The sequence below is a fragment of the Streptacidiphilus monticola genome, from assembly GCF_042658505.1.
Classification (GTDB): Bacteria; Actinomycetota; Actinomycetes; order Streptomycetales; family Streptomycetaceae; genus Streptacidiphilus; species Streptacidiphilus monticola.
The window spans coordinates 1-12,292 of record NZ_JBHSQJ010000183.1; the positions used below are offsets into that span (position 1 = coordinate 1).

Genomic DNA, 12,292 nt, shown 5'->3' on the forward strand with positions numbered 1-12,292 from the left:
GCCTGGCTTCAGGGACTCCACAGAACCGGGGGCAGCTCACTCGGGGCGACGTGATGGATCCGGCTCCACAACGTTCACGCCGGCGAGGCCACAAGAACCGTGTCACCTCGGCGACGCACGGGGCCCTGGCTCTTCCCGACGTCAGGGGGCCGAGCCCGCCGCGTGCCCGGCCGGAACGCCGACCCCCTGCTGGGCGTGGTGCTGCGCGGAGTAGAGCCTGCGATAGTCGGGCAGGTAGCGCCGCAGACCGGCAGGACTCAACGGTGCCCCGTCGCGGGTGACGCCCTGCTGGGCGAGCCAGTCGCTGAGTTCGGTGCCGTTGGGGAAGGCATGCTTGGCCCGGGTGAAGTCCACGAAGGCCTGGTAATAGCGCTGCCCGGCCGGCGTCAGCCGCGGCAGCGGCCCGAAGACAGCCTCCTCGACGCCCGGCACATAAGGGAACAGATCGAACTCCGCCGGCGCCGGCCCCTCCTCCTCGGACAGCGCGGCCTCGACACCGGTGGCGTCCTCCACCGGCCCGGCCGCGACGTCGGCGTCGACCTGATCCACCTCCGCGTCCGTCTCCAACGGCAACGCGGCGGCCTGGACCTCCTGCTCAGGCTGCACCGGCGCTTCCTGACCGGTCGGGGTGTCGGGCGCGGTCTCCCTACGCGGGGAGGGCAGCCCCACAGCCTCGGACACGGCCGATGGCACGGCCTGCCCGGTGGCCGTGGCCGGGCCGGCAGCCTCCACCACGGGCGCACTGTCCGGTGCGGTGCCGAGGAACCGCTGGGCCTGCGGGTCCGCCAGATGCAGGCGGAACTCGGGCAAACGCTCCCCGAGGTTGGCGAGCTTCAACATCAGGACAAGTTCCACCGGGGCCTTGGTGCGCCAGCGGCGCCCGTAGGCGTGCTTGAGGCGGGCGCGGAACACAAGGCGGCGGCGTTCCATCTCGATCGCCTCGCTGTTGGAGCGCAGCTCCCACAGGATCCGGCGCCGCCACAGCCGGAACGTCGCCACCGGCGCCAAAATCCAGCGGCCGAAGCGGGTGCGCTCCATGTAGGTGTCGGCGACGATCTCCGCGAGCTTCCCGATCGACCACCGGGCCGCCTCCACCCCGGCGATGAACATCAACGGCACGACCGCGTGCATCCCGGTCGCCAGCGGCCGCGGCCACGCGGTCGCCGCGTTGAACACCACCGTCGCCGCCGTGAACACCCACGCGAGGTACCGGATCAGCGGAAGCGGGATCCGCAGCCAGGTCAGCAGCAGGTCCAGCGAGATCATGACCGTGATGCCGACATCAACACCGATAGGGAAGACCCAGGAGAACCAGCCGAAGCCCTCCCGGCCGGCCAGGTCCCGCACCGCGGCGTAGGAGCCGACGAAACCGATCAACGCGATGAACGCGGTACCGGTGACAACAGTGGTGGCCAGGGCCTTCTGCCCCCGCGTCAGCTGCGGCCGGTCCACTACACCCCCAGGGATCATCGGTTCCTCTTGAACATATAGCTTCACACACGTGACGGACCGTCACCCACACCATCCGCACAGCTCACAGCACCGGGGCTCACGGGTGATCCCACAGGCGCACGGGGGGCCCGTGATGTCCGCTATGTCACATACCGAAGCCGGTCATTGAGCGGGAACCGGGCGGGAGAGCCCTCCGCGGTCGAGCAGCGCCAGCCAGCTGTTCAACGCAGAGCGACGGCGCACGTCGGGCAGCTGCGAGCCGACGCCGCGCCGTGGATGACGATCACCCTCGCCCCTGCCCCCCAGCTCGCCTGGTCTCCTTGTGGTCAACCACGGCCCCCGCGCACCGCATCCCCCGTTCGAGCGACGACCGCCCCAGGTAGGCCTGCGCCCGGCGAAGACATCAGGGCTGCCCATAGGTGCTGTGGTGGGCGAGGTTCGTGAAGCCGTGGGCGCTGCCCACGGGCGCCGCCGGTCAGCTGGTCAATTGAGGCAGGCACGTCGTTCGGCCGACGGCGAAGGCGTCTTGCCCCGCCATGTCCACACGGGCACTGGCTACTACACAGCCCAGCCCCGACAGGAGCAGTCCGGTGTAGGCGTTGTCGATGTGGCCCATACGCCACAGAGTCTCAGCACGATCGGCCGGCCGGTCGGCGCTGACGGTGAGGGCTCCGACAAGGTTGTCCGTGGGGTCGGGGTTAAGCCCGGGCGTCGGGTCGAAGCGGGCCCAGGCGCCAGCGCAATGAGCCGAGTAGGCCAGCGATACCGTGCCCACCGTCGTTCCGGCGGGGAGCACTCGGCTGTGTACGGTCGCGGCTGCTGTCAGCTTGATCGGACTTCTTGCGAGGACGATCTTGTCCGAAGTGCAGCCTGCAATCTGCGGATCACTGCCGTCGGGCACGGAAGCTAAGGCTGATGATGGCCCCTGCGGCCCAGGCTTGGACTTGGGTGCAGCAGGGCGGTCCAAGGGCGAGAGGACGGCGACAGCTGCCAGTACCCCGGCAAGGCCGCCCAGCGCTGCCCAGCGACGGAATCTGAAGCTGGGTGTCCTGGCTCGGGGCGGCGAGTGGCCATCGGTTGCCGAATCCGCCGCATAGACGGCACGCACCGGCGCGATGTGCTGTCTCAACGTCACTACGGCGGCGGGTCTACGAGCTGGAAGCCAACGGTCAGCGCTGGATTGCACCCGTGCGAAGTCCGATGACGCTTGTGCCCATCGCTGCCGCCACCATGCCCATTCACCTCCACAGACGGCGACGAACTCCTTGACGACGTGTTCAGAGGGCAGCTGACGCCCGGATGCGGCCGCCGCTAAGGCACTCTTCGACGCCCCGCACCGTTTCGCCATCTTCCAGAAGGCTGGATCCCCTGCCAGGGCGCGGAGCGCGCGCAACTCGCAGGCGAAGCGCTCGACCGGTCCAGCCGCCGGATCTACCGGCCGCATGTGACGCCCCACAGACCGCTCCCCTCCCGGACAAAATCCCTGGCACACATTGTCCAGAAGACTAGGTCGTGGACAACCCCCCTTGTACGTCTAGGAGTTGTTCGGCCCGGCGCCCGGTCGAGGGGACTGGGGCCGCCGCGATCGCCGGCGTTAGACAGCAAAGGAGAAATGTCATGACCGTGCCCCGTAAGCTCCGGCTGGGCCTGGCGGTGCTCGCCGCCGCCGGGATGTTGATCTGCGCGCACGTCCCGCAGGCCTCGGCGTCCGTGGCCCCGGAGGGCTGCACCACGAGCTGCGATGGCAGTGATCCGGTCGCTCTGGGATGCGCGAACGACGCCACCACGGTGGCCTCGGCGACCTACACGGGCGGCACTGTGCTGCTGCGTTGGAGCCCTTCGTGCAAGGTCAACTGGGCGGCGACGGAGAACATCAACCCCTTCTGGTGCGTGACGCTGCACGTGGAGCGCAAGGCCTACGGCAACATTCCTGCGAACTCCGAGCAGTACCGCTACTGCAACGGGCTCAACCCCAGCAGCAACGACTGGGCATGGACCGACGTCGTCTACGCCCCGCAAGCGCAAGCCCGCGCATGGGTCCAACTCGACAACGGTGCGACGATCTCCACCCCCTGGGTATGACCCGCGTTTCCGCAGCGCCCGGTGGACGCTGCGAGGCCTGAACTATCGGACGGTCCGTCAGGTCGCCTGACGGACCGTTTCGGCGTGCAGGGCCGCCACGCCGGGTCCTGCAGCGGTTCCGCAGGCCCCGGCTCACAATGCCCCGCGTGGTTCTCGGTGCCTCAGAGTCGCATGGTGGTGATGCTGGCGCCCTGGCAGAGCCCCGGCCCCCGGGGCTCTGCCAGGCAATCGGGGCGAGCACCCGCCCCAATGGGTGGGCGGCCTTTACGGCCGCGCGGTTGACCTCCGGCCCAGTTCAATGCATCTTTCGGCGAAGGAAGTTGGCGTGTCGCTCAGGAGGAACGCTCGCGGTGCACCCCCTCGCAGCTGAAGATCCCGGCCATATCGCGAACTACCGGCTCGCGGGTCGGCTCGGGGCCGGCGGCATGGGGGTCGTCTACCTGGCTGCCGATCCGACCGGCCGGAAGGTGGCACTGAAGACCATGCGGTCGGATGTCGCCCATGAGCCAGGCTTTCGTGAGCGGTTCTGGCGCGAGGTCGAGGTCATGCGCGCGGTCACCGGCCCGCATACGGCGGCTGTCGTGGACGCCGGATCCCACGCCGGATTGCCGTTCCTGGTCACCGAATACGTCGACGGGCCCTCCCTGGCCCAGCACATCGCCACGGCCGGGCCCCTGGCGGAAGACGAACTGATCAGCCTGGCCCGCGGACTGGCCCAGGCGCTGGTGTCCTTGCACGCGGCCGGTGTGGTCCACCGCGACCTGAAGCCCTCGAACGTGCTGCTGGGCCCCAACGGCCCCAAAGTCATCGACTTCGGCATCGCGCACCTTCCCGACGCCACCGCGCTGACCGCGACCGGGCTGGTGATCGGCACACCCGGCTATCTCGCCCCAGAACAGATCCTCACCGAAGCCGAACCCGCGTCCGACATCTTCTCCTGGGCGTGCACCGTGGCCCACGCGGCCACCGGCCGGCCGCCCTTCGGCACCGGACCCGCCAGCGCGGTCCTGTACCGCGTCGTCCACGAGGCGCCCGACCTGGCCGGCATCACCCAGCCGCTTTCCCGCATCCTCCTGCCGGCCTTCTCCAAGGACCCCGCCGGGCGCCCCTCGGCCCCCGACCTGATCGACATCATCAACGGGGACCGTGAGCCCACCGCCCTGGCCACAGTCCACGAGGTGCCGCGCCCCGCGACCACGGTCCCCACGCCACCGCCCCGTGGAGTACGTCGCCGCGTCGCCCTCTACGCCACCGGCAGCCTCGCCCTGACCCTGGCAGCGATCTTCACCCTCACCCTGCCCGGCAACGGCCATCCCGCCGCTGCCCCCAGCCCCCCGCACGCCAGCCCCACCACCCCCCCTCCGCGCAGCTCGAGCGCCGCCGCCCACACCCAGGTCCTCCTCGTCGAACCCTGGGGACTGGGAAACCAACCCGGCCGGGACGTGACCATCACCGAGCACACCCACGGCCAGTGCACCGGCCCGTCGAACGTCCTCGGCCGCGACGACACCGAGCGCTGCCAAGACGACCAGTCGATCCGCGACCCCTGCTTCCTCAGCCCCGCCGGCGGCTCCAGCGATGTCCTGTGCTTCGACGGCGCCGACCTGAACAAGGTCCTGCGGCTGACCTTGGACCAACCTGCCACCCCACAGACCTTCTTTCCCTCGCCGCCGGCCCCCACCGCGCCTCCCTACCTGGAACTCGTCCTCGCCGACGGACAGCGCTGCACCTTCCTGCAAGGCGCAACCGTGACCGTCGCCGGCAAACGCGCCAACTACGGCTGCGACCGGGGCGGTGCCCTCTACGGAACACCCGACACCACCACCAACCCCTGGACGATCGACTACCAACCCGACCCGAACGGGTCCAACCTGCAACCCGTCACCATCACCACCGCCTACCACTGACCTGACCGAGCGTGTTCGCTATCTAGCGCACCGAGCCCGTCTACAACCTCCCCGACGCCACCTACCTGCACGTGCGTGGAGCGAGCAACACTCGTTGCCGGAGCTTTGATGAGAATCCTCGAATTTCCTCGGCCCCGCTCTCGACTCCTCAGGTGGTCGCCCGTTGATGCAAGTGAGGACTTCAGCGAGCAAGGGTGCGGGCGCTCGGCTCGGACCACAGCGGGGCGACCGGCTTGACCTGATTGCGGGTGGCAGGGGAGCCGTCACTAGGCGGCGGCTTCCCGGAATGATCACTGTTCCCTCACAGAAGCGGACCCTGATGCCCGCCATTGCCGACCCGGCCACCGTGAACGAGCGTCTGGACCCGCAGGAGATGGTGGTCCTGCACCGCGTCTTCCGCCGCGAGATACCGCTCCTGGCCGATCTGGTCGACACCGCCGCTCCCGGTGACCGGCGGCGTACCGCGGTGCTCGCCGACCACCTCGACCTGGTCCTCGGCGCCCTGGCCGAGCACCACCAGGGCGAGGACGACCTGCTGTGGCCCAAGCTGCGCGAACGTGCCGCCCCCGACAACAACGGCGTGGCACGGATGGCCGAACAACACGAGGCCATCGCCGGCGCGCTCGCTGCGGCCACCCACCTGTCGCGCCGCTGGCGCGCCCGGTCCGATCATGACACGGCCCTGCTCCTGGCCGAGGCCCTGCGCGCACTCGACCGGCACGCCACCGCCCACATGGATCCGCAGCGGTGTGATCAACGGCGCCTACAGTCCCGAGTTGGAGGCACTGCGCCACTATCCGTCCCTGCTCGCGACCTGGACGACGGGGCTGGCCGCCGTCATCAGCGGCCGCGAGGGCATCCTGGCCCGCATCCTCCGGGAGCCTCAGTGGAAGGCGTCCGGCAACGAGTCCCTCCAGCCCCCGGTCACCTACCTCCACCCCTGGCGGATCCTCAATGGGGGCCTCCTGACAGGGAACGGGATCTACCCGCAGAGCCACTTGCTGCGCGACGCCGCACGCGAGCCCTTGCGACTCATCGAACCGGACGACGACGCCTACAGCGCCGCCTGCGATCGGCTCGAGTTCCTCGCATCCATGATCGGCCTGGACCTGGAGCCGTCCTTCCTCGCTGAGGCCTGGCCCGGAGAGTTCTACCTGGACGGGCACTGGGGCTACAGCAACCGCCTGCCTGAAGGAATCGAGCGGGAACTCACCGACCAGTGGCCTCTCCTCGCCGCTGGCGCCTTCGGCGGAGACCTCCTCAGGGCGCAGAAGGCATTCGCCGCAGTCGTCGAGCGCAGGAAGAAGGCCCGCACCTGGTAGCCCGAACGCATCCGCGCGCCGCCGCTTCCCGCAGGAGGGGCGGGCTGCCGTCAGCTGTCGCAGGCGTCCCTCCAGGCCCAGTGCTCGGCCGCGAGGGCGACCGCGATGAGGGGGTCCAGCTCGGCCATCGTGGTAGCGATGCACTCCAGTGCCTGGATGCTCCTCTTCGACGGCCGCTGGCATGCCGTCCGGACGAAGAAGGACTTTCAGCGTGCGCGCCGCCGCGCTTCGGGGTGGCTGCGCGCCGCCCGAAGGCAGAGCCGAGCGCCACGGCAACGGCCGTCACCACCAGGACGCAAGCGCCCCCCGCGAGGAGCCACATGCCCGCCGTCGCGGCCGCCCCCCGTGTGCTGAGCGCTGTGGTGGCCACCGTCGCTGACGCCCATGGAAGGCGGCGGTTCCTCTCCCACGCTCTGGGCCGCCTTCACTCAGAGCGAAGGCCCCTGGCACCCACCGCCGAGGGGTGTTGAACCGTATCTTTCGTCCATGGCGACTACAACCTGTGGCTGGTGCGGCCGGCTGACTCACATGACCTTGGTTGGCGACGTTCAACGGCGTGGACGTGCGATTGGCGACACGCGCAGATGGGACACCTTCGGAGCCGCCTTCCGATGTGACAACGAGGAGTGCCTCGGTCTGCTCATTGGTCAGGTTGACCTCGTTGAGGACATGGGGATGCTCACGCAGGCCGGGTTGAAGGCCCGCTTCCTGGCCACCGAGATCCAAGAGTGGACGCCATCCGCAGTGCGGTGGCCGCCCTTCGAGGATGTGCCAGAAGCTATCGCGGCTGCTGCTTCTGAGGCTCATGCCTGCCTGTCGATCAACGCCCATCGCGGCGCTGTGGCCCTCGCACGTGCCGTTGTAGAGGCCATCGCCAAGGACAAGGGCATCACGAGAGGCAATCTCCAGAAGAAGATCGACGACCTGGCGGCACAGGGATTCATCCGGGGAGCAACGAAGGAGACAGCGCACGAGATCAGGTATGGCGGCAACGAAGTCGCGCACAGCGACCCAACGGCCGAGGCTCTGAGTGCCGACGATGCGCAGGAGATCCTCGACCTCATGGACGAGATCCTCCAGGAGGTCTACCAGGGCCCTGCCAAGACGGCCCGGCTGAAGGAGCGGCGCCAGGAGCGCGAGCGAAGCGCAGGGGGCGAAGGACCCTGATGGGCAGCATCGCAGCGCAGGCGGCCCTGGATCGTTGGCCTGGTCAGCGTATTTGGCCCTGTCCCTGGCCATCTCCAGCCTCAGTGCGAGAATGCGACCGTGGGCACTCCAGCACCGCTGACTGAGCTTCAGCAGTCCTTCCTCAACCTGGTTTACGAACTGGCGGCAGCTGCTGAGCGGTGGCCAGAGTTCTCCGTCCTGGACCGATACCTGTATGCGCGCTACTCCATCAGCGACACACTGGCGTTGCTGGACGACATGCCCAAGGGACTGGTCAATCCTCCGTGGTCCGGATTCGGCTACCAGGAGCGGGACCCAGTCAGCCTGACCCTGCGAGGAGTCGATCGCTGCGATAGCGGGCCGGACGACTTGGCAGCGCTTCTCGCCCTCGTACGCTGGGCCGTCGAACGCAATGACGAGCTCGATCCGGCCATGGCCTCATTCACCGTCGACAGCGGCGGGCTGGGCAGACGCCTCGGCCTGGACCTCGGCGAGCGGCCAGACGATCCCGACTCCGCTGTGGCCGACGGGTCACAGGCGCAGGAGGACGCACGCGCTCTGATGCGCCGGCTGCGGATCCTCTGCGAGGGACTACCCAATTTCTGGTCAGGTGCCAGCTGGGACACCAGCCACCCGTGGCTCTGGGAATTGACCATCGACCGCGCCCGGGTCAGGGCGTACAACACGGTGGCAAGCGTCGAGGAACTGGTCGAGTTGCAAGACCAAATGGCCCGCCAGGCGCGAGAGCACCGCGAACACCCGCCGACGGCCCCACGTCCGATCAGGCCGGGCGGCGGACCTGCAGGCGGCGGGGACGGTGTGGGCGACGGCCCTGATACACCGCCGCCGGCCAGTCCCTCGGTCGCGCCCCTACGGCAGGAGATCATGGACGCCGCGGGTAGTGGCGTCGGCCTGGGCCGCTACGACGAGGCTGTGCTGGCTGCCTTCAAGACAGTCGAGGAGGCCGTGCAGAAGCGGGCCGGGTCCACGGAGATCGGGGACCGGCTGCTGCGTCTCGCATTCGGCATTCCCACACCAAGGGAAGAAGGGCGCACCCGCAGGGGCGACGAGGCCAAGGACGAGGCGAAGGAGTCCGAACGTCCCAAGCCACGGATCAAGGTCTCGGACCGAGCTGGGGACGCGGATCGACTCTTCGCATTGTTCTCCGGCGCGCTCGGGCTGCTACGCGCGGACCGCGCCCACAAGTCGCGGCCCGCGCTGACCTGCCGGACCGAGCATGAGTGCCTGCGTATCCTGGTGTACGCCTCGATGCTCCTGGACCTGCTCGACCGTGACCTGCACGCTGCCCCGTCCGTCGTCGGCTTCCAGCAGGCAGGCGACCTACTCACTCTGAACGTCGAGCGTGAAACAGCCCGCACCAACGTCCTCATCGACGAAGTGTCCTGCCCAGTCGTGCACACCGCGCCAGGCACGGTCACAGTCTCGCTGGTCGGCGTTCCCCGCGGGACGCGGACCGTGGCATTGACGGACGGGGACCTGCCGGGTTCGCCCCATGGCGCGATCAAGCAGGGGCCGAGCATCGAGATCACCCTGTCAAGCACCACTACGACCGCCAACTGGTACCGAGTAGAACGCGTCGGCATCCCCGTATACGACGACAGCAACTGCTCCCGGCAGGCGGAGGACCTCGCCGCAGTCGACGTCACCGTGTACGACGGCGGCGTGGTGGGCCGCCGGTGGCTGGTAACTCGTCAGCTCTACCGGCCCGGCGACTACATCGCATGGCGCTTCCAGGGCGCCCAAGCACCAGAGGCATGGGTCCGCGGCCGCGAGGGTGAGCCTACCTGCAAGATCCATGAAGGCGGCCCCGTACTCGACGGGGACGTCGTCTTCGACAGGACCAGCCGTGTCGTCAGCCGACTCTCCCTCGAACCCCCACTGCTCAAGCTTCGTACCAAGGAGGTCGCGCCGCTGCGCGCACTGCGATGGATCAACGACGGCTTCGCCGAGTGGCCGGAATGGGACACAGCTGCCGACACTCCCCCCGATGACCCTCACCGTTTGAACACCAAGTCCCGCGGGTCGGTGAAGGCGTTGACACCAGGCGATGGCCACGTGAGCTACCGCAGTGATGCGAACCCACTGCACTTCGCTCAATCAGCCGTCGAAGTGGCCGCCCACCCCGCGGGAACGGTCACTTCGTGGATGACCCAGCTGCCCCCGGTCGCAGACCTGGCCTTCGGCGCAGACGCACTCTTCTTCACCACGCGGGAGGCAGACGTGTGGCGCGCCAGCCAGGGACAGAGCGCCATTACGGCGGCGGCGCGGATTCCGCTGCGCCCTCCTCTCTTCCAGGGCTGCGACAGGCTCGCGGTTTCCCCACTGGGTTCGATCGCGGTCGCTCTGCTAGGCCAGCGCGAGGTGTTTGTCGTGCAGCGTCAGGGCGGTGACTACACCGCCGCCACGGTCCTCCTTCCCCCAGACGATGCTGTGGTCACCGCACTGACATGGCTCGACGAGGAGCGCCTGATCGTTGCGACCCACACAGGCGGCCTGTGGGAGGTCCCCGTCTCGGGTGCCGCACCGACGTTCCTCGGCAGGCCACCGAGGCCGCTGTATCGCTTGGCACCAGCCCCCGACGGACAGGTTCTGGGCGGTACCGCCGGTGCCACCGACTCTGGCCTGTGGCGCTTCGATCCCAGGACCCCCAGCGCCGCAGCTGACGTGCTCCCATCCGACCAGGCCGCGGACATCAGCGCCCTGGCCTCCGCCCCGGACGGCGGCGTCTACATCACCCGGTTCCACGCTGGCGAACTGCAGCATGTCAGTACCGACGGCGACGTAACCACGCTGTACAGCGGGGGACGCACTCTGCAGTCGCTCGCCGTGTGTGCGCCGGGACCGGACTCCAAATTTCCGCCAGGTGTGTACATCGGAGAGTTCGTCACTCGTGCGGAAGAGCCCTCAGGGGCACGCATCATGCGCTACATGCTGTGACCCCACCCAAGCGCAGCACAGGCAGACGGCGACGCCGGCGCGGTAGACCCGGGAGGCGGGACCAATGGGTTCAGCCAATGCCGTAGTCGGCAATCTGGTCGTCGCTGTAGCCGTCCAGGATCTCGGCGACGCGTCGCGCAGCTGCTGCACGATCTCGTCGGCGACGTCGGGGCGGCAGGTGATGTCCACGCCGACGGACCGGAATGCAGGCTCCGTCGCGTTAACGGCGTCGCCCACGCGATCCGCCTGCCCGTACCTAGAATTCCACGTCGAAATTGCGGACGTCGGTGAATTCGACTTCCAGTCCCTGCGCCCGGCCGCCGTCCTTGAAATAGATCTCCTGCAACCCTTCGGCGACGATTTCGCGCAGCTGTTGGTCGCTCGCCCCAGCGTCCTGGGCGTCGAAGAGCCGCACCGCGTAGGCGGCGGGGAGATGGCCGGTCAGCTGTCGCTCGCGGGGATCATCGGTGGATCCGATCGGCGCGTGGTAGCCGAACCGGGCGCGGGTGTCGACAGTGATCCCCCCGGTGGCGGCCGCGGCGCTACGTCCGACAGCGCCGCACACAGGAGGGTAGGCGAGATCCTCCTCAACGAGGCGTTGGCGAAACTACGCGGGACCATCTGACCAAGGCGATCGCCACCTACGCCAGCGCCGCGAAGAGCAGCAGCCGCACCAGGCGGAGATCCGGGAGGAGGCCGACCATGGCGGATCCAGTGACCGGTGAGTTGTACAACAGGCGGTTCCCGTTGAGGCCGGGCGGCCAGCGCCGGCAGATCGCGGCCTGGCTCACCCAAGCCGGAGCCCCATCAGCTCGTGCCTCAACCTTCGACCCTCTGCGGTGGACCTGTATCAGAGCTTCAGCGGCCCGTAGGTACCATTCTGGAAGGTAAAGACGGTCGGCTCGGCGTCGTACTCCTCGCGGAAGTATCCGCCGTAGCCGGGTTCCTCAATGTGGGGTGCGAGCAGGTCAAGGATGGTGACGAGCTCGCCCATCTCGTCGTCGAGCCAGTGGTTGCGGCTGAGCAGGCCCCACGCGAAGAGCTCCATGCCCGCCGCGAAACCGCGGGACTGACGCCGCAGGGACGCGACGTCACCTCCGGGCAGGCGGCTGTCCGGGTCCGGGGCGAGGACCTGGTATGTGTGCTCGTCAGGGTCGAGCCCGGTCGGGCGCTCGGTGCTCAGGCCGAGGTGCCAGCGCAGGACATCCAGCACCGTGCCGGGCGTGTCGTCCCGGAGGAAGCAGGTGAAGACGACTTCGAAGTGGAGGCTCACGGGAGCGAATTCTGCCCGGCGTGGCAGACGCTCGTGTAGTCACGGTCAGCGAAGCGGACTCGAACCGCGGTATGTGGACGCATGACCAGATGCTAGCCTCGCGCTTTCACGTGGCGGGCCGTCCAGCAGGT

The 12,292-nt window shown here is 68.6% G+C and carries 9 protein-coding genes and 2 pseudogenes; 6 read left to right on the forward strand and 5 right to left on the reverse strand.

Annotated features, from left to right (window positions below; translation table 11 throughout):
* Window positions 1-141: 141 nt before the first annotated feature.
* Both ACFP3V_RS31095 and ACFP3V_RS31100 read right to left on the reverse strand, forming a co-directional pair.
* Window positions 142-1,470: a DUF2637 domain-containing protein gene (locus ACFP3V_RS31095; RefSeq protein ID WP_380590962.1), complete on the reverse strand. Its 1,329-nt coding sequence runs from the start codon at window positions 1,468-1,470 to the stop codon at window positions 142-144.
* Between the two features lie 457 nt (window positions 1,471-1,927).
* Entirely contained in the window at window positions 1,928-2,353 is a 426-nt protein-coding gene (locus ACFP3V_RS31100; protein ID WP_380590965.1) for a DUF2690 domain-containing protein, read from the reverse strand.
* A 716-nt stretch (window positions 2,354-3,069) separates the two neighbouring features.
* On the opposite strand from ACFP3V_RS31100, the gene ACFP3V_RS31105 reads away from it, so the two are divergent.
* The 6 genes and pseudogenes from ACFP3V_RS31105 to ACFP3V_RS31130 all read left to right on the forward strand — a co-directional run bounded on the left by ACFP3V_RS31105 (window position 3,070) and on the right by ACFP3V_RS31130 (window position 10,888).
* On the forward strand, window positions 3,070-3,534 hold the full coding sequence (locus tag ACFP3V_RS31105) for a DUF2690 domain-containing protein (protein WP_380590968.1): 465 nt from the start codon (window positions 3,070-3,072) through the stop codon (window positions 3,532-3,534).
* A gap of 350 nt (window positions 3,535-3,884) precedes the next feature.
* Entirely contained in the window at window positions 3,885-5,441 is a 1,557-nt protein-coding gene (locus tag ACFP3V_RS31110) for a serine/threonine-protein kinase (protein ID WP_380590971.1), read from the forward strand.
* A gap of 373 nt (window positions 5,442-5,814) precedes the next feature.
* Window positions 5,815-6,105 (forward strand): annotated as a pseudogene (locus ACFP3V_RS31115) (hemerythrin domain-containing protein); the annotation flags it as partial.
* Window positions 6,106-6,190: 85 nt separating this feature from the next.
* Complete coding sequence (locus ACFP3V_RS31120) at window positions 6,191-6,763, forward strand: hypothetical protein (protein ID WP_380590986.1); 573 nt, start codon at window positions 6,191-6,193, stop codon at window positions 6,761-6,763.
* A 486-nt stretch (window positions 6,764-7,249) separates the two neighbouring features.
* Window positions 7,250-7,930: a DUF4145 domain-containing protein gene (locus ACFP3V_RS31125; RefSeq protein ID WP_380590974.1), complete on the forward strand. Its 681-nt coding sequence runs from the start codon at window positions 7,250-7,252 to the stop codon at window positions 7,928-7,930.
* Between the two features lie 99 nt (window positions 7,931-8,029).
* On the forward strand, window positions 8,030-10,888 hold the full coding sequence (locus ACFP3V_RS31130; protein WP_380590977.1) for a TIGR02391 family protein: 2,859 nt from the start codon (window positions 8,030-8,032) through the stop codon (window positions 10,886-10,888).
* A 256-nt stretch (window positions 10,889-11,144) separates the two neighbouring features.
* On the opposite strand, the pseudogene tpg reads toward ACFP3V_RS31130, so the two are convergent.
* The 3 genes and pseudogenes from tpg to ACFP3V_RS31145 form a co-directional block, all read right to left on the reverse strand.
* Window positions 11,145-11,435 (reverse strand): annotated as a pseudogene (gene tpg / locus ACFP3V_RS31135) (telomere-protecting terminal protein Tpg); the annotation flags it as partial.
* 94 nt (window positions 11,436-11,529) lie between these two features.
* Window positions 11,530-11,679 (reverse strand): hypothetical protein, encoded by a 150-nt coding sequence (locus ACFP3V_RS31140; RefSeq protein WP_380590980.1) that lies wholly within the window; start codon window positions 11,677-11,679, stop codon window positions 11,530-11,532.
* A 59-nt stretch (window positions 11,680-11,738) separates the two neighbouring features.
* Window positions 11,739-12,161, reverse strand: coding sequence for a hypothetical protein (locus ACFP3V_RS31145; RefSeq protein ID WP_380590983.1), 423 nt, complete (start codon window positions 12,159-12,161; stop codon window positions 11,739-11,741).
* Window positions 12,162-12,292 lie beyond the last annotated feature (131 nt).